Here is a 17,177-nt window from a genome sequence, read left to right as displayed (position 1 = left end):
GCACGCAGTTGCGCGGCGGCCGATGTTTTCATGCGCACCGTAGCACGGGTTTTCGCGAGGTTCCATCGGCCTGCTGCCCGCAGGGTTGTCGGCCGCCCTGCCCTACAGGGGCTGTGGTCCGTGGCTGACGGCATGCGGCCACCGGCCAGGGCTACCCTGAGCGTCAAGCGAGTCTTGTCCAGGACCTGCGCAGAACGTCTTACCTCCAGGAGCCCCCTCATGTCCCCTCGCCAACGACGCCCCGTCGCAGACCTCGCCGGCCGGCCTTTCGATGACCGCCGCACCAGCCAGGCGATCGGCGCGATGGCCACGGCCTTCGTCGTGGGCGGCCTCGCGACCTGGCTCGCGATGGGGGCCGCCCGCACCGCCCGCGCCCAGGTAGCCGGCCCGCCCGACGGCGCGCCGCTGATGCGCGCCCCCCTGCAGGTGGTGGCGCCGGTCGACCTGCAGCGCTATGCCGGCATCTGGCACGAGCAGGCGCGGCTGCCGAACCGCTTCCAGAAAAGCTGCTCGGGCCCCGTGACCGCCGAATACACGCCGCAGCCCGACGGCACGGTGCAGGTGGTCAACCGCTGCGTGCGGGCCGACGGCAATTTCAACGAAGCCATCGGCACGGCGCGCGTGGTGCCGGTGGCCGGCCAGCCCGGCGCGGGCCGCCTCGAGGTGCGCTTCGCGCCCGCATGGCTGAGCTGGCTGCCCGTCGTCTGGGGCGACTACTGGATCTTGAAGCTCGACCGCGACTACCAGGTGGCGCTGGTCGGCACGCCCGACCGCGAATACCTCTGGGTGCTGTCGCGCGCGCCGCGCCTGGACGACGCAGCGCTGCAGGTCGAGCTGGACTACGCGCGAAGCCTCGGCTTCGACGCCGACAAGGTGGTGCTGACCGGCAGATAGCGCGCGAGCTGCGCCGGCAGCATGTCCGGCGCGGTGCAGTGGATCGCCTGCCAGCCGAAGGCGCGCGCCGCCTCGACGTTGGGCGCCGAGTCGTCGATGAACACCGTCTCCGCCGCATCGAGCGCATGGCGCACCGCCAGCAGCTCGAAGATTTCACGATCCGGTTTGATGAACTTCACATCGCCCGAAAACACGCCGCCGTCGAAGCGGCGCATGAACGCATGCCGCCGCTCGAGCGCGCGTGCATACGGCGCGGGCATGTTCGACAGGTAATAAAGACGCAGCGGCTGCCCGGCTTCGCGGTGGGCAAACAGTTGCTCGAGCATGTCGACGGTGACCTCGATGGCTTCGAGGCGCTCGCCCAGGTTGCCGAGCATCGCGTGAAGCGATTCCGCCGGCAGCGACAGCCGCGCCGCCATGCGGGCGATGGCATCGTCCAGCGTGCGGGTGCCGCAATCGAAACTGGTCCAGTCGTCGTGGTGGAAAAGCGCCCTGCCGAGCGCCACCGCGGCGGCTTCAGTGGGCGCGTGTTGCGCGAGATGGGCCTGCACCAGCCGCGTGGGCTCCCATGCGATCAGCACGGCGCCAAGATCGAAAACCAAGTTCATGGCGCGATTGTTTCATGCGCCCGGCACCACGCTCACGCCATGGGCGCGCAACGACAGCGTGGTCCGCGCGCCCGCGGCCAGGGGCTGCGACAAGTCGGTGGAGACCACGAAGACCGGGCCCAGCGTGGTGTCGAAGCCGTATTCGTAGAAGCTGCCGAGGTAGGCGGCCTTGCGCAAGGTGGCGGGCAAGCCATCGGCCGCGCCAATCTCCCACGCTTCGGGCCGCACCGCCACCTTCACCGTGCCGGGCGCGACGGCATGGCGCGGCTTGAGGCGCAGCGGACCGAGCGTGACGCTGCCGTCGGCCTCCGCCACGCCGGGGAACACCATCGCCTCGCCCATGAAGCCGGCGACGAACTCGCTCTCGGGCCGGCCGTAGAGCTGCTCGGGCGTGCCGCGCTGGGCGATCACGCCGTGGTCCATCACGATGATCTGGTCGCTCACGGCCAGCGCCTCGCTCTGGTCGTGCGTGACGTAGGCGACGGTGAGCTTCAGCCGCTGCTGCAGCGCGCGGATTTCCTCCCGCATCTCGCGGCGCAGGCGCGCGTCGAGGTTGGAGAGCGGTTCGTCGAACAGCAGCACCGCGGGTTCGAGCACCAGCGCGCGCGCGAGCGCCACGCGCTGCTGCTGGCCGCCCGAGAGCTCGCTCGGCAGGCGCTCGTCGAAGCCGACCAGGCCCACGCCCCGGAGCGCTTCACGCGCACGCGAGGTGGCCTCGTCCTTCTTCACACCGCTCATGCGCAGGCCATAGCCGACGTTCTCGATCACGTTCATGTGCGGGAACAGGGCGTAGCTCTGGAACATCATGCTCACGTTGCGTTCGGCCGGGCCGAGCGTCGTCACATCACGCCCGCCCATGAAGATCGAACCCGAGGTCGGCGACTCGAGCCCCGCGATCATGCGAAGCGTGGTCGTCTTGCCGCAGCCCGAAGGGCCGAGGATGGTGGTGAGCGTGCCCACGGGCACTTCGAAGCTGATGCCCTTGACCGCCATCGGCCCGTTCCTGTCGGTGCCGTAGCGCTTGGTGACGTTGCGGAATTCGATGCCGTTCATGGTGTAGCCAGGCTTTCCATTTTGTGATGTCCCTGATGCGGCGGCGCAGTGCCGCGCCGCCCCAGCTTGCGCCCTCCCACCACGAACTGCACCAGCGCAATCGCCAGCGACATCAGGATCATGAGCACGGTGCAGTACGCGAGCGCGATGCCGTAGTCGCCATTGCCGACGCGGCCGATGATGTAGGTGGTGGCAAGCTCGTTCTCGGCGGTGACCAGGAAGATCACCGCGCTCACCGTCGTCATCGCGCGCACGAAGCTGTAGACCAGCGCGGCCACGAGCGCGGGCTTGAGCAGCGGCAGCACCACCTTGAACAAGGTCTGCGAGGTCGAGGCGCGCAGCATCAGCGAGGCTTCGTCGAGCGAGCGGTCGAGCTGCTTGAAGGCCGCGGTGCCGGCGCGCACGCCCACCGGCAGGTTCCGGAACATGAAGCACAGCACGATGATCAAGCCGGTGCCCGTGAGCTCCAGCGGCGGGACGTTGAACGCCAGGATGTAGCTCACGCCGAGGACAGTGCCCGGAATCGCAAAAGCCAGCAGCGCGCCGAACTCGAAGATGCCCTGGCCCTTGAACTCGTTGCGCGCCAGCAGCCACGCGATCAGCAAGCCGAGCGCCGCGGTGATCGGCGCCGAGATGCCCGCGAGCTTGAGCGTGGTGATGAGCGAGTTCCACGCCGTGCCCGCCCACACCAGCCCGAACTGGCCCCACTCCAGCGCGAATGCGTTCTTGAAGTGGTTGAGCGTGAAGCTGTAGTCGCGCCCCCAGGTCTGCACGAAGCCGCCCGCGAAGGCGAAGAGATACACCACCGCGGTGAACGCGATCCACGGCAGCGCGATGCAGTAGATGGTGCGGCGCACGCCGTCGGGCAGCGCCATCGCGATGCCTGCGTCACCCTTGCCGCTCACGGTCGTGTAGTTCTGCTTGCCCAGCAGCCCGCGCTGCAGCGCGAACACGCCGAGCGCGAACAGCGTGAGCACCCAGGCGAGCGAGGCCGCGCGGCCCTGGTCGTACTGCGCGCCGACGATGGCAAAGAAGATGTCGGTCGAGAGCACCGAGAACTGCCCGCCCACCACCACCGGGTTGCCGAAGTCGGCAATGCTCTCGATGAAGCCGACCAGGAAGGCGTTGGCGAGCCCCGGCTTCAGCAGCGGCAGCGTGATGGTGAAGAAGGTGCGGCGCCGGTCGGCGCGCAGCATCTGCGCGGCTTCTTCCAGACTGGGCGCAATGCCCTGCACCACGCCGCGCATGATCATGAAAGCGATGGGCGTGAAGGCGAAGAGCTGCGCCACCAGCACGCCTGGCATGCCGTAGAACCAGCGCGTCGGCTCGATGCCGAACACGTTCTCCAGCAGTTGGTTGACGATGCCCGCGCGGCCGAACAGCAGGATGAGGCCGAGGCCCACCACGAACGGCGGCGTGATGATCGGCAGCAGCGCCAGCACCCGCAGCGCGCCCTGCCCGCGCTTGCTGCTGCGCTCGGCCATGAGCGCCATCAGCGTGCCGAGGAAGGTGGTGCCGGCCGCCGTGAGCAAGGCCAGCACCAGCGTGTTCCACGCCACGCCGCAGCGCACCCCGCCCGCGAGGCAACCCAGGCCCCAGATGCGTTCGGTGAACACGCGCGCGATGAAGGCGCCGATCGACCATTGCCCGTCTTCATTGAAGAACGCGCCCGACAGCGCCTTGCTCACCGGGTAGGCAATGAACAGCGCCATCAGCACGCCGCAGCCGATGACCGCGGCCGCCACGAACAGGTCGCCCTTGAAGAGGCCGAGCCGCGCAATGCCGAAGGCCGCGAGCATCACGAGCGCGGTGAGCGCCACGAAGCCGCCCGCGCCGATGCCGAACTGGTTGATCGCCAGTTCGCCGAACTGCGTGTTGAGCGCCGCGACGCTCCAGCCGCGCGCGCCGATGGTGAAGCCCGCGACCGACAGCCCGATGGCGCCTATCGCGCCGCCCGCCAGCAGCCAGTGCCCCTGAGCCCGTCCCGCGGGCAGCCATGCGCCGACCGCGCACATCAAGAGGCCCGCCAGGCCGATGAAGAGCCAACTGCGCCCCTGCGTCGCGGCCTGCATCAGGCCATTGGCGCCCTCCGCCTGCCCGAAGACCTGTGGAACGGCTTCGTACCAGGTCGCATCCTGGATGGCGTACCAGGGCAGCAGCAGGTACGCCGCAAAGCCCAGTGCAACCCACGCCCAGATCCAGCGCTGCGAACGCCGGGCGGCCGCCACGGAAGCCGGGTTGACCGGCGCGCCGCCGATGGAGCTCGCTTCCACTTAGCGCGGCAGCGAGTTGACGTCCTTCTCCCAGCGCGCGATCAGGCGCCGGCGTTCGGCGCTGGCGCCGTACTTGGCGTAGTCGTAGTCGATGAACTTGATCTTCTTGAAATCAGGGATGCGCGGGTCGAGCTTGGCGCCCGCGTTGCTCGGCAGCTGGAACTGCTTGTTGGCGGCGCCCAGTTCCTGCGCGGCGGGCGTGAGCGCCCATTCGTAGAACTTCTTGGCGGCGTCGAGGTTGCGCGCGCCCTTGATGATGCTCATGGAGCCGATCTCGGCGCCGGTGCCGTCGCTCGGCGTGATGGTCTCGACCGGAAAGCCCTGCATCTTCTCGCCCGGGCCGTCGTGCACGAAGCTGATGGAGATCGCGGTTTCGCCGCGCGCCACCGCCTTGATCGGGCCGGTGCCCGAGCGGGTGTACTGGCCGACGTTCTTGTGAAGCGCCTTGAGGTAGTCGAAGGCCTTGTCCTCGCCCATGAGCTGCACCAGCGTGGCGATCATGGTGTAGGCCGTGCCGCTCGATGCGGGGTTGGCCACCTGGATGTCGCCCTTGTACTCGGGCTTGAGCAGGTCGGCCCAGGTCTTGGGCACGGGCAGCTTCTTCTTGGCGAGCAGCTCGGGGTTGTAGCCGAAGCCCAGCGGCCCCGAGTAGATGCCCACGGTCTTGTAGCCCGACTGCTTGGCCTGCTGCTGGGCCCAGGGGTGCAGTTGCGCGAGCGTGGGCGACTTGTATTCGAGCGTGAGGCCCTGCTCGGCCGCCTGCAGGTGCGGGTCGCCGGTGCCGCCGAACCACACGTCGGTCTTGGGGTTGTCCTTCTCGGCGATGAGCTGGGCCAGCGCCTCGCCCGAGCCCTTCAGGGCCATGTTGATGCGAACGCCCGTGGTGCGGGCGTAGACGGTGGAAATCACGTTGCACCATTCGGCCTGGACCGAGCAGATCACGTTCACGGTCTGTGCCGATGCGGCGGCCGACAAGCCCAGCAGTGCGGCTGCGCAAAAAAGCTTCTTCATTTGGAGTTTTCCTGCTTCATGCATAAAAAAAAGCCTTGCGGCTTGAGAGCAGCGTAGCTTTAGTACAGGTCGCGGGAATCGGTACAAGTACCATCGCGACTGGCGCGCCGGCCCTGCCCGGACGTCTCCAGGCACTCAGACAAAGGAAAGTTTTTCATGAGCTTCGATCTCGTTCTGTTCGGCGGTACTGGCGATCTCGCGTGGCGCAAACTCATGCCCGCGCTGTTCCAGGCCTTCCGGCACGGCAGCCTCCCGCAGGACGGACGCATCGTCGGCGTGGCGCGGGACGACCTGTCGGACGACCAGTACCGCGAGCTGATCCAGTCGCGCTTCAGCGCGGTCGAAGGCGCCAAGCGCCCCTCCCCGGAAGAGTTCAAGAAGTTCGCGTCGATGCTGCATTACCTGCGCATGGACCTCTCCAAGCCCGACGATTACGCCAAGCTCGCCGAGTTGCTCAAACAGCGCGATGCCTCCACGGTCGTGATGTACGTGGCCACGGCGCCCGCCCTCTTCACGCAGGTGGTCGAGCAGATCGCAGCGGCCGGCCTCAACGGCCCCAAGACCCGCATCGTGCTCGAGAAGCCGCTCGGCCACGACCTCGCCTCCAATCGCGCCATCAACGCCGCGGTCGGCAAGGTGCTCGAGGAAAAGCAGGTCTTCCGCATCGACCATTACCTCGGCAAGCCCTCGGTGCAGAACCTGTTCGCGATGCGCTTCGGCAATGCGCTCTTCGAGCCCATCTGGCGCCGCGAGCACATCGCCAACATCCAGATCACCATCGCCGAAGACCTGGGCGTCGAGAAGCGCGGCGCCTTCTACGACCAGACCGGCGCGCTGCGCGACATGGTGCAGAACCATGCGCTGCAGTTGCTGTGCGCGATCGGCATGGAGCCGCCGATCAACTCGCATGCGGACGCGATCCGCGATGAAAAACTCAAGGTGCTGCGCGCCCTCAAGCCCTGGACGCCCGAGAGCCTGAGCCTGCATGCGATCCGTGGCCAGTACACCTCGGGCACGGCCTACGGCGAGCGGGTGCAGGGCTACCGCGACGAGCCCGGCGTCGACCCGGACAGCCGCACCGAGACCTTCGTCGCGCTGCGCACCGAAATCGCCAACTGGCGCTGGGCCGGCGTGCCGTTCTACATCCGCACCGGCAAGCGCCTGGCCTCGCGCGATGCACGCATCGAGGTCAACTTCCGCCCGACGCCGCATGCGATCTACCGCGCGCCAGCGGGCAACGTCAACAAGCTGGTGATCAACCTGCAGCCCAAGGACGGCCTGGAGCTGCACATGCTCGCGCAGGCGCAGGACAACCGGCAGCGCACCAATGGCAACCAGAGCGCCGCCGCGCAACTGGCGCCGGTGCAACTCGACCTGGACTTCGACAAGCGCTTCGGCGCGGAACGCGTGGGCGCCTACGAGCGCCTGCTGCTCGACGTGATCGACGGGCGCCTCAACCTGTTCGTGCGCAGCGACGAGCAGGAAGAGGCATGGCGCTGGGTCGAGCCGCTGATCGACAGTTGGGCATCGGACGGCGGCCCGCGCCCCTACGCGGCCGGCACCTGGGGCCCGAGCGCGTCGAGCGCGATGATTGCGCGCGACGGCTTCTCGTGGGGCGAAGAGCAGTAAGCCTTCAGCCGAACTGCACGCAGCGCATGCTGAGCGTGCCCGACTGGAATCCCTCGTAGACCGTCTTCGCGCGCTCGCCCGTGCCGGCGGCGCCGAGGGCGTAGAGGAACGGAAAGTAGTGATCGGGCGTCGCCACCGCGGTCGATGCGCCCTCCAGCTTTTCATAGCCGATCAGCGCGCGGTCGTCGCGGCCGGCGAGCGCCGACTTCACGGCATCGTCAAAAGACTGCGCCCACGGGCGGCTCGCCTTCGGCCCATCGACCGTTCCGCGGTCGGTGGCGCGCAGGTTGTGCACCACGTTGCCGCTGCCCATCACGAGCACGCCGTTGTGGCGCAGTGCCGCGAGGTCTCGGCCCACTGCGTAGTGGAAGGCGGCCGGCTTGTCGTAGTCGATGCTGAGCTGGAAAACGGGGACATCGGCCTTCGGGTAGAGGTGCTTGAGCACCGACCACGTGCCATGGTCGAGTCCCCATTGATCGGTCGCGATCACCGGCGACTGCTTCACGATGCCGACGGTTTCGCGCGCCAGTGCCGGATGGCCGGGCGCGGGGTAGTCGACGTCGAACAGCGCCTGCGGGAAGCCGCCGAAGTCGTGGATCGTCTTCGGCTTCGCCTGCACCCCGACGCCCGTGGCGCCGCGGCTCAGCCAATGCGCCGAAACACTCAGGATGGCCGTTGGCGGCGGCAACTCTTTGCCCCATGCGGAGAGGCGGCGTGTGAAGGCGTTGTCGGCAATGGCGTTCATGGGTGTGCCATGGCCGATGAAGATGACGGGCATCCGCCGTGAAGGCGCGCCGCTTGCCGCATGCGAGCGCGTTGCGAGCGATGCCAACGCGGTGGTGGCGCCGAGCGCGGACGCCATCACGAAGCCCCTGCGGCCGAGCCCGGGTGCGTTCAATGGATGCGGGGTCGAGAAAGTCGTGCGGCCTGCCATGGTGTCCTTCGGGTTTGCGGCATCACTCTGCCGCAGCGCCCGACGCCACGCAGTGCGTTTACGCACATGCCGTGCCGTCTAGATCCGGTCCTCTTCGACCGCATGGCACGCCACCTGGACGCCCTTGAGGCTCAGCAGCTTCGGCCGCTCCGCCGAGCAGCGCGCATTCGCATGCGGGCAGCGCGGATGAAACGCACAGCCCGTCGGCGGGTTCAGCGGATTCGGCACCTCGCCCTGCACCGGCGTGCGCTGGCGGCCCGTGTGCTTCATCTGCGGGATCGCGTCGAGCAGCATGCGGGTGTACGGATGCTGCGGCTCGGCGAAGAGCTTCTGCTTGTCCGCCACCTCGACCAGCCGGCCCAGGTACATCACGCCGACTTGGTCGGCCACGTGGCGCACCACCGCGAGGTTGTGCGAGATGAAAAGGTAAGTCAGGCCCTGCTCGCGCTGCAGGTCCTTCATGATGTTGAGCACCTGCGCCTGCACGCTCACGTCGAGCGCGGAGGTGGGCTCGTCGCACACCAGGAACTCGGGCTGCGTGGCGAGCGCGCGGGCGATCGAGATGCGCTGACGCTGACCGCCCGAGAACTGGTGCGGGTACTTGCTCATGTCCAGCGGCGACAGGCCCACCGACTTGAGCAGCTCGCCCACGCGCTCGCGCAGTTCGGCCTTGCCGCTCAGGATGCCGTGCTCGCGCAGCGGCTCGCCGATGATGTCTTCGACGATCCAGCGCGGGTTCAGGCTCGCGTAGGGATCCTGAAAGATCATCTGGATACGGCGGCGCAGCTTGCGGCCTTCGGGGGTCTTGAACGCGGCATGCGCGTCCTGCCCGTCGAACTGCAGGCCGCCGCGCGTGGGCGCATAGAGGCCGACCAGGAGGCGCGCGACGGTGCTCTTGCCGCAGCCCGATTCGCCCACCAGCGCAAGCGTCTTGCCGCGCTCGATGGAAAAGCTCACGCCGTCCACCGCATGCAGCAGCACGCGCGGCTTGCGTTCGAGCACACGGTTGAGCCAGGGCGGCGAAACGTCGAAGGTGCGCGCGAGGTCGTGCGCCACCACCAGCGGCTCGCCGGCCACGGTGTCCTTGCGGGGTTCGATCACGGCGCTCATCGCGTCACCTCCACGATGGGTTCGGCCGCCTCGGGCGTGGCGCGTTCGCCGGCCGCGAGCGCGTCGTGGTGCTTCGCCGCGATCTCGGCCTGGCCCGCATGCGGATCGGCCGCGTCGTGCAGCCAGCATGCGGCGCGCGTGGCGCCCGCGTGCAGCAGCTCGGGCCGCTCGGTGAGGCAGCGCGCAAAGGTGCGCGGGCAGCGCGGGTTGTAGGCACAGCCGGTCGGAATGGCGTTGAGCCGCGGCATCGCGCCGTCGATCTGGTTGAGCCGTTCGCGGTCGCTCGCCATGTCGGGAATCGACGCCATGAGGCCCGAGGTGTAGGGGTGCGCGGGCTGATGAATCACCTCATGCACCGGGCCGATCTCGGCGATGCGGCCCGCATACATCACGGCCACGCGGTCGCAGGTCTCGGCGATCACGCCCATGTCGTGCGTGATCAGCATCACGGCCGCGCCGCGGTCCTTGCAGATGCGCTTGAGCAGCTGAATGATCTGCGCCTGGATCGACACGTCCAATGCGGTGGTCGGCTCATCGGCCACGATGAGCTTGGGCTCGGCCGCGAGCGCAAGCGCGATCACCACGCGCTGCCGCATGCCGCCCGAGAACTGGTGCGGAAAGTGATCGATGCGCTGCTCGGCCGCGGGAATGCCGGTGTCCTGCAAGAGACCGATGGCGCGCTTGCGGGCTTCCGATTCGGTCACGGGCAGGTGCGCGCGGATGGTCTCGATGAGTTGCCGGCCCACGGTGTAGAGCGGGTTCAGCGAGGTCAGCGGGTCCTGGAAGATCGCACCGATCTTGCGGCCGCGGATGGGGCGCATCGCATCGAAACTCAGGTTGTCGATGCGCTCCCCCTCCAGCAGGATCTGCCCGCTGGCCACGCGGCCCGGCGGTTCGAGCAGCCCGATGATGGCCGCGCCCGTGAGCGATTTGCCCGCGCCCGATTCGCCCACCACGCCGAGGATTTCCCCGGGCGCGATGTCGAACGAGATGCGGTCGATTGCGCGCAGCGTGCCGCGGCGGTGCGGAAATTCGACAACGAGGTCCTGGACCTGGAGCAGCGTCATGGTGGCGTTCTCCTTTTCTCTTCAGCGCAAACGCGGATTCAACGCGTCGCGCAGCCAGTCGCCCAGCAGGTTCACGCTGAGCGCGATCAGCACCAGCATCAGGCCCGGGAACACCGTGATCCACCACTCGCCCGAAAACAAGTATTGATTGCCGATGCTGATGAGCGTGCCCAGCGAAGGCGAGGTCGGCGGCACGCCGACACCCAGGAACGAAAGCGTGGCCTCCGTGATGATCGCGGTCGCGACCTGGATGGTGGCCAGCACCATCACCGGCCCCATCACATTGGGCAGCACGTGGCGCAGCATGATGCGGATCGGCGCCACGCCGGTGACGCGCGCGGCCTGCACGTATTCCTTGTTGCGCTCCACCAGCGTGGAGCCGCGCACCGTGCGTGCGTACTGGACCCAGCCCGTGAGCGAGATGGAAATGATCAACACGCCGAAAGCGAGCGACTCGTGCGCGCCCGGAAAGAGCGCGCGGCCGACGCCGGCGATCAGCAGCGCGACGAGGATGGGCGGGAACGACAGCATCACGTCGCACACGCGCATGAGAAACGAATCGAGCCAGCCGCCGAGAAAGCCGGCCAGCAGGCCGAACACCACGCCGACGATAACCGACAGCACGACCGAGACGATGCCCACGATCATCGAGATGCGCGCGCCGTAGATGACGGCCGAGAGGATGTCGCGGCCCTGGTCATCGGTGCCGAGCAGGTACTTGGAAGAACCTTCGGCGCTCCATGCGGGCGGCAGGCGGGCATCGCCGAGTTCGAGCGTGGCGAGGTCGAAGGGGTTGTGCGGCGACACCCATCCGGCGAACGCGGCGCAGAAAAGGCAGACCAGCGCGATCAGTGCCGCCGCCATCGCCACGGGCGAGGTGCGAAAGCTGTAGCCGACGTCGCTGTCGAGCCAGCGGGCAAGGGTTTTTTTCATCGCCGGGCCGCCCCAAGATGAAAAACGGCCCCCTCGGGGGGCAGCGGACCTTGCGCAGCAAGGGGAGCGTGGGGGTTAAATTTCATCGTGAGGCAGAAAGGAAAGGGCCCGCAAGAAGCGGGCCCATGGTCGGGCCGCCCCGGGGCGGCGGCCCATCGAATCACGGCTTGACGCTCATCCACTTGAAGTACATGAAGTTGTCGGCCAGTTGCACCAACTCGACCTTCTTGCTCACGCCCCAGGCCAGCGACTGCTGATGCAGCGGCAGCGTGCCGATGTCGTCTGCATGCAGCTTGAAGGCTTCCTTGATGAGCTCGTTGCGCTTGGCCTTGTCGCTCTCGGACTGGATCTTCTTGGTCAGCTCGTCCAGCTTGGGATTGCAGTACGCGCCCAAGTTGAACTGGCCCGTGCCCTTGTCGTCCGGACAGGCGGTGAGCGAGCTCAGCGCGTTGTGCGAGTCGTAGGTGGTCGGAGTCCAGCCCAGCATGTAGAAGCTGGTGTCGCGGCGCAGGATCTTGGGGAAGTAGGTGCCCTTGGTCTCGGCGGCCAGGTTGATCTTGACGTTGATCTTGGCGAGGTTGGCGGCCACGCTCTGGCAGATCTGGCCATCGTTCACGTAGCGGTCGTTCGGGCAGTTCATCGTCACTTCGAAGCCGCTCGCATAGCCGGCTTCGGCCATGAGCTTCTTGGCGGCTTCGACGTCGAAGGGCAGGCGCTTGTCCTGCTCGGCGGTCCATCCGTTGATGCCCGGGCCGACCAGCAGGCCCGTGGGCTTGGAGGCGCCGCGCATCACGGTGCGCTGGATGCCGACGATGTCGATGGCCTGGTAGAAGGCCTGGCGAACGCGCTTGTCCTTGAACGGGTTCTTGCCCTTGATGTTGGAGTACAGCAGCTCGTCGCGCTTCTGGTCCATGCCCAGGAAGATGGTGCGCATCTCGGGGCCGGTGATGACACGGGCGTTGGGCGCGGCGTTGATGCGGGCGATGTCCTGCACGGGCACCGGCTCCATCACGTCGACTTCGCCCGAGACCAGCGCGGCCACGCGGGTGGCGGGGTTGGCGATGGGCGTGAAGACGATCTCCTGCGCGTTGCCGTCGATCTTGCCCCAGTAGGTGCCGTTGCGCGTGAACACGGTGCGCACGTTCGGCTGGCGCTCGCGCACGCGGAACGGGCCGGTGCCGTTGGCCTTGAACGAAGCGGTGTTCTCGATGCCCTTGCGGCGGTCGACCGGCTTGGTGGCCTGGTTTTCCTCGCACCACTTCTTGCTCATGATCATGGTGAGCGAGATCACGTCGGGCAGGATGGGGAACGGGCCGTTGGTCTCGATTTCGACGGCGAGATCGCCGACCTTGCGCACGGCCTTGATGTCGCTCAGCGTGGCGCGCATGTCGGAGCCGTCGCCCTGGGCGCGCGCGAAGCTGAACACCACGTCGTCGGCGGTGAACGGCGTACCGTCATGAAAGACCACGCCCTTGCGCAGTTCGAAGCGCCAGACGTTCGGCGAGGTCTGCTTCCAGCTGGTGGCCAGGAGCGGCGCAAGGCTCAGGTCCTTGTTGCGCCCCACGAGGGTTTCATAGACGTTGGCGGTGACGCTCAACTGCAGCGACTCGTTGAGCGAGTGCGGGTCGAGCGACAGCGCGTCGCCCTGGTTCGCGATGCGGATGGTCTGCGCGCTCGCGACCAGGCTGGCGGCGCTCAGGGCGCACAGGACGGCGACCGCGGCCGCTTTCTTCTTGAAACTCATGGAGACACTCCTCGGGTTGAAATCGAACACATCACGACGCCGCGGTGGCGGCTGCTTTCCCTGGCTGCGTGCTGCGGGTAGCGGCAAGCGGCATGCCCTGCTCGATCAGGCCGGCATGCAGCGCGGCGCCAAGCGGCAGGATCTCGTCATTGAAGTCGTAGCGGCTGTTGTGGAGGAAGGCGCCTTCGCGCACGTCCTGACCGATGCGCAGGTACGCGCCCGCCTTTTTCTGCAGCATGAAGGAGAAGTCCTCGGCGCCCATGCTGGGCTCCATGCTGCGCTCGACATTCTTGGCCCCGACCAGCGACTCGGCCACGTCGGCCGCGAACATCGCCTCGGGGGCGGTGTTGATGGTGGCCGGGTAGATGCGCTCGTACTTGATGGTGGCGGTGGCGCCGAAGCCGGCGGCAATCGCCGTGCACAGCTCGGTCAGGCGCTGCTCGACCTGGGCCTGCACCCGCGCGCTGAAGGTGCGCACCGTACCGACCAGCGTGGCCTCGCCCGGAATCACGCTCATCGCGCCGAGGTCGCCCGCCTGCACCGCGCAGATGCTGACGACGGCCGCATCGATGGGGCGCACGCTGCGCGACACGATGGTCTGGGCCGCGGTGATGATGTGCGCGGCGACCACCACCGGGTCGATGGTCTGGTAGGCGTGCGCACCGTGCCCGCCCTTGCCCTTGATCTCGATCGTGATGCGGTCGGCCGCGGCCATCATTGCGCCGCGGTTGATGCCGACGGTGCCGGCGGGCATCGCGGGCCAGTTGTGCATCGCATAGACCGCGTTCACCGGGAAGCGGTCGAACAGGCCGTCCTCGATCATCACGCGCGCGCCGGCGAAGCCTTCTTCACCGGGCTGGAAGATCAGCACGGCGGTGCCGTCGAAATCGCGGGTCTCGGCGAGGTAGCGCGCGGCACCGACCAGCATGGCGGTGTGGCCGTCGTGGCCGCAGCCGTGCATCAGGCCGTCGTTGGCGGAGCGCCAGCCGAAGCTGTTGTCCTCGCGCATGGGGAGTGCGTCCATGTCGGCGCGCAGGCCGATCATGCGGCCGCTGGCGGTCGACTTGCCGCGGATCACGCCGACCACGCCGGTCTTGCCGATGCCTTCGTGGATCTCGTCGACGCCGCAAGCGCGCAGCGCCTCGCGCACGCGGCCTGCCGTGTAGACCTCTTCGAAGCCGAGCTCGGGGTGCGCGTGCAGGTCGCGGCGAAAGGCCGTGAGCTCGGGATAGAAGCTCGCAATGTTCGCGAAAGCCCGCCCGGACGCCTTGAGGCGAGGGACTGCCGTTGTGGTCGCTGCTTCTGTTGCTGCTGCCATGCTCAATGCCCTCCCGCCTTGCCCACGCGCAGACGCGGATCGACCACGAAATACAGCAGGTCGACCACGAGGTTGATCACCACGAAGATCAGCGCAATGAGGCACAGGTAGGCCGCCATCACCGGGATGTCGGCGAAGGTCACGGCCTGGATGAACAGGAGGCCCATGCCGGGCCACTGGAACACCGACTCGGTGATGATGGCAAAGGCGATCAGGCCGCCGAGCTGCAGGCCGGTGATGGTCATCACCGGCACCAGCGTGTTCTTGAGAGCGTGGCCGAAATGAATGGCGCGGTTCGACAGGCCCCGTGCGCGTGCGAACTTGATGTAGTCGGTGCGCAGCACCTCGAGCATCTCGGCGCGCACCAGCCGCATGATCAGCGTGAGCTGGAAGATCGCGAGCGTCACCGCCGGCAGCACGATGTGTTGCCAGCCGTCGACGCTGAAGAGGCCGCTGGTCCACCAGCCGAACTTCACGGTTTCGCCCCGGCCGAAGCTCGGGAACCAGCCCAGCGTGACCGCGAAGACGAGGATCAGCAGGATGCCGATCAGGAAGGTGGGAAGCGACACGCCGAGCAGCGAGACCGTCATGAACACCTGGCTCATGAAGGTGCCGCGGCGCAGGGCCGTATAGACGCCCATCGGGATGCCGATGAAGAGCGCCAGCACAGCAGCGACGAGTGCCAGTTCGAGGGTGGCTGGAAAGCGCTCGCCGATCAGGCGCGAGACCTTGGCGCCCTGGCGCAGGCTCAGGCCGAATTCGCCCTGGGCCGCATTGACCAGGAAATGCCAGAACTGCACGAAGAAGGGCTTGTCGAGCCCCAAGCCGGCGCGCAATTCACGAATCTGTTCGGGCTTGGCATCCTGGCCCAGCAGGAACACGACGGGATCGCCGACGTATTGGAACAAGAGGAAGGCAATGAACGCGACCGCGATCATCACGATCACGGCCTGGATCAGGCGGCGCAGTACGAAGGCAATCATTAGCAAACAGAGTGATCGGGCATGCTAGCAGTGCAAGGTGCGTGCCCGCACGGGGGTTCCCCGGGGGTGCACACACATGGTGCTCATTGCCAACACCTAGCCCTTGCAGCGCCAGAATGAAAAAAGCCACCCGACTTGCGTCGGGTGGCTTTTGAGCTTTTAGCTTCGATGCTGGCTTACGCCAGCGTCAAATCAGAAAGCGTGACGGATACCGAAGTCGTAGCCGGTCGCGGTCTTGGGGGTCAGGCCGCCGGTGGTCACGAAGCCAGGACCACCAGTGGTCAGAGCTGCGCCGTTCTTGTTGCTGATGCGAGCAACCGTTGCGTACAGAGCCGTGCGCTTCGACAGGTTGTGCACGTAGCCGATTGCCAGCTTGTTGGCCTTCGGGTCAGCAACACGCGGTTGGAACAGCACGTCAGCTTGGTTCAGGTCGTACTTGACAGCCGAGTACGAAGCGCGGATCAGGCCAGCACCGACCGGCACGGTCACGCCGAGCAGGTAACCGGTCAGGTCAGTGTCAGCCGTGCGAACCAGGGGTTCGTTTTCGTAGTCGTCCTTCTTCTTCGAACGCGAGAACTCACCGAACAGCTTCACGGGACCGAAGTCATACGAAGCGCCGACGTTGAACGTGTTGACCTTGCTGGTCACGCCAGCGTAGAACTGGTCGCCAACGGTGCTGCTGCCGTAAGCAGCTGCAACGTCCAGAGGACCGTTTGCGTAGCCGAAACGACCACCGATGTAACGGCCAGCGCGCGAGTTGTTCGCAACGTTAGGCGTAGCGGTGCCCGGGCTGTACTTGGTCTTTTCGCTGAACGAGTACTGCAGTTGGCCGTAGAAACCGCCCAGGTTCGGTGGCAGGAAGTAGGCGATGTTGTTGCTGGTGCGGGTGTAGTTGCTACCACCGACGTCCGTGATCTGGGGCGTGTTCACCAGAGGCGTCTTTGCAGCGCCGTAGCCGTTGAAGGCAGCGAAGCCAGACGAAGCCGCGAAGACCAGGTTGGTACCAACACCATTGGTGCCGAACGGATCAAACACGGTGTCGTTCCAGAACGTGGCGGAGTAGTCACGACCCAAACGAACTTCACCGAAACCACCCGACAGGCTCACGGTCGAACGACGAGCGAACGTCGAAACGCCGCCTTGGCCGTCGTCATTGGTGATCGGAGCTTCGAGCCAGAAGCTGGCTGCCAAGCCACCACCGAGGTCTTCCGTGCCACGGAAGCCCAGACGGCTGGAGTTGTAACCGGAATTAGCCAGTTCGCGACGGCTTGCCTTGATGCTGCCCTTGTTCACGTAGAACGGGTTCAGGAACGTGGCACCGTTCAGGTCACGCGCGGTGGCCGAGTAGCCGCTGATCGACGCGTCGACCACACCGAACAGCGTGACGGACGACTGAGCCGAGGCAACACCGGCAACAGCCAGGGCAGCCAGAGCAACTAGAGATTTTTTCATTGCAAGTTTCTCCAAGGTTAAACATAGGGCTCCGGTGCGAAGGGCTCACCGTGACTGGCACTTTTGTGCTCCCACCGGACCCCGGGCCAACCTCCTTTTGGGAAGTTGATGCTATTGCACCAGAGCCGCTGCGGCAGGGCAAAACAAATCGCCCGAAATCTTGGATGG

14 protein-coding genes are annotated in these 17,177 nt (G+C 66.8%); 2 read left to right on the top strand and 12 right to left on the bottom strand.

Annotated features, from left to right (window positions below; translation table 11 throughout):
* Positions 1–219 precede the first annotated feature (219 nt).
* A complete protein-coding gene (locus tag QF040_RS31030; protein WP_429614139.1) occupies positions 220–894 on the top strand; it encodes a lipocalin family protein in 675 nt (224 codons plus the stop codon).
* Here the strand turns inward: QF040_RS31030 and QF040_RS31025 are convergent.
* The 4 genes from QF040_RS31025 to QF040_RS31010 are packed head-to-tail and all read right to left on the bottom strand — an operon-like array spanning position 840 to position 5,839.
* Positions 840–1,502 (bottom strand): HAD family hydrolase, encoded by a 663-nt coding sequence (locus tag QF040_RS31025; RefSeq protein WP_429614138.1) that lies wholly within the window; start codon positions 1,500–1,502, stop codon positions 840–842. The two genes, QF040_RS31030 and QF040_RS31025, sit on opposite strands and share 55 nt — an antisense overlap.
* A gap of 12 nt (positions 1,503–1,514) precedes the next feature.
* On the bottom strand, positions 1,515–2,555 hold the full coding sequence (locus QF040_RS31020; protein ID WP_429614137.1) for an ABC transporter ATP-binding protein: 1,041 nt from the start codon (positions 2,553–2,555) through the stop codon (positions 1,515–1,517).
* Entirely contained in the window at positions 2,552–4,828 is a 2,277-nt protein-coding gene (locus tag QF040_RS31015; RefSeq protein WP_429614136.1) for an ABC transporter permease, read from the bottom strand. The genes QF040_RS31020 and QF040_RS31015 overlap by 4 nt, the downstream gene beginning before the upstream one ends.
* Positions 4,829–5,839, bottom strand: a complete 1,011-nt coding sequence (locus QF040_RS31010; protein ID WP_307598937.1) for an ABC transporter substrate-binding protein — start codon at positions 5,837–5,839, stop codon at positions 4,829–4,831.
* 156 nt (positions 5,840–5,995) lie between these two features.
* Here QF040_RS31010 and zwf point away from each other — a divergent pair, with 156 nt between their 5' ends.
* Positions 5,996–7,468: a glucose-6-phosphate dehydrogenase gene (gene zwf, locus QF040_RS31005; RefSeq protein WP_429614135.1), complete on the top strand. Its 1,473-nt coding sequence runs from the start codon at positions 5,996–5,998 to the stop codon at positions 7,466–7,468.
* 4 nt (positions 7,469–7,472) lie between these two features.
* Here zwf and ygiD read toward each other — a convergent pair whose 3' ends face one another.
* The 8 genes from ygiD to QF040_RS30965 form a co-directional block, all read right to left on the bottom strand.
* The gene (ygiD, locus tag QF040_RS31000) at positions 7,473–8,402 is read right to left on the bottom strand and encodes a 4,5-DOPA dioxygenase extradiol (RefSeq protein ID WP_429614134.1); all 930 of its coding nucleotides are present in this window, start codon (positions 8,400–8,402) and stop codon (positions 7,473–7,475) included.
* 78 nt (positions 8,403–8,480) lie between these two features.
* Positions 8,481–9,512, bottom strand: a complete 1,032-nt coding sequence (locus QF040_RS30995; protein ID WP_429614133.1) for an ABC transporter ATP-binding protein — start codon at positions 9,510–9,512, stop codon at positions 8,481–8,483.
* Entirely contained in the window at positions 9,509–10,579 is a 1,071-nt protein-coding gene (locus QF040_RS30990; RefSeq protein ID WP_429614132.1) for an ABC transporter ATP-binding protein, read from the bottom strand. Before QF040_RS30990 ends, QF040_RS30995 begins: the two co-directional genes overlap by 4 nt.
* 21 nt (positions 10,580–10,600) lie before the next feature.
* Entirely contained in the window at positions 10,601–11,512 is a 912-nt protein-coding gene (locus QF040_RS30985; RefSeq protein ID WP_429614131.1) for an ABC transporter permease, read from the bottom strand.
* 160 nt (positions 11,513–11,672) lie between these two features.
* The gene (locus tag QF040_RS30980) at positions 11,673–13,256 is read right to left on the bottom strand and encodes an ABC transporter substrate-binding protein (RefSeq protein ID WP_429614130.1); all 1,584 of its coding nucleotides are present in this window, start codon (positions 13,254–13,256) and stop codon (positions 11,673–11,675) included.
* Positions 13,257–13,287: 31 nt separating this feature from the next.
* The gene (locus QF040_RS30975; RefSeq protein ID WP_429614129.1) at positions 13,288–14,574 is read right to left on the bottom strand and encodes a M20 aminoacylase family protein; all 1,287 of its coding nucleotides are present in this window, start codon (positions 14,572–14,574) and stop codon (positions 13,288–13,290) included.
* A 2-nt stretch (positions 14,575–14,576) separates the two neighbouring features.
* Entirely contained in the window at positions 14,577–15,557 is a 981-nt protein-coding gene (locus tag QF040_RS30970; protein ID WP_306880207.1) for an ABC transporter permease, read from the bottom strand.
* A gap of 192 nt (positions 15,558–15,749) precedes the next feature.
* Positions 15,750–17,009, bottom strand: a complete 1,260-nt coding sequence (locus QF040_RS30965; protein ID WP_429614128.1) for a porin — start codon at positions 17,007–17,009, stop codon at positions 15,750–15,752.
* Positions 17,010–17,177: the final 168 nt, after the last annotated feature.

Source organism: Variovorax sp. W2I14 (assembly GCF_050435205.1).
GTDB lineage: Bacteria > Pseudomonadota > Gammaproteobacteria > Burkholderiales > Burkholderiaceae_C > Variovorax > Variovorax paradoxus_C.
Note: the sequence above shows the minus strand (reverse complement) of the source record. Positions and strands in the feature narration are given on the sequence as shown.

Coding starts and splice junctions, on each gene's coding strand:
- QF040_RS30965 (WP_429614128.1), bottom strand. CDS start 17,009: ATGAAAAAATCTCTAGTTGCTCTGGCTGCCCTGGCTGTTGCCGGTGTT.
- QF040_RS30990 (WP_429614132.1), bottom strand. CDS start 10,579: ATGACGCTGCTCCAGGTCCAGGACCTCGTTGTCGAATTTCCGCACCGC.
- QF040_RS31020 (WP_429614137.1), bottom strand. CDS start 2,555: ATGAACGGCATCGAATTCCGCAACGTCACCAAGCGCTACGGCACCGAC.
- QF040_RS31025 (WP_429614138.1), bottom strand. CDS start 1,502: ATGAACTTGGTTTTCGATCTTGGCGCCGTGCTGATCGCATGGGAGCCC.
- QF040_RS31030 (WP_429614139.1), top strand. CDS start 220: ATGTCCCCTCGCCAACGACGCCCCGTCGCAGACCTCGCCGGCCGGCCT.
- zwf (WP_429614135.1), top strand. CDS start 5,996: ATGAGCTTCGATCTCGTTCTGTTCGGCGGTACTGGCGATCTCGCGTGG.
- QF040_RS30995 (WP_429614133.1), bottom strand. CDS start 9,512: ATGAGCGCCGTGATCGAACCCCGCAAGGACACCGTGGCCGGCGAGCCG.
- QF040_RS30980 (WP_429614130.1), bottom strand. CDS start 13,256: ATGAGTTTCAAGAAGAAAGCGGCCGCGGTCGCCGTCCTGTGCGCCCTG.
- QF040_RS30975 (WP_429614129.1), bottom strand. CDS start 14,574: ATGGCAGCAGCAACAGAAGCAGCGACCACAACGGCAGTCCCTCGCCTC.
- ygiD (WP_429614134.1), bottom strand. CDS start 8,402: ATGGCAGGCCGCACGACTTTCTCGACCCCGCATCCATTGAACGCACCC.
- QF040_RS30985 (WP_429614131.1), bottom strand. CDS start 11,512: ATGAAAAAAACCCTTGCCCGCTGGCTCGACAGCGACGTCGGCTACAGC.
- QF040_RS31010 (WP_307598937.1), bottom strand. CDS start 5,839: ATGAAGAAGCTTTTTTGCGCAGCCGCACTGCTGGGCTTGTCGGCCGCC.
- QF040_RS30970 (WP_306880207.1), bottom strand. CDS start 15,557: ATGATTGCCTTCGTACTGCGCCGCCTGATCCAGGCCGTGATCGTGATG.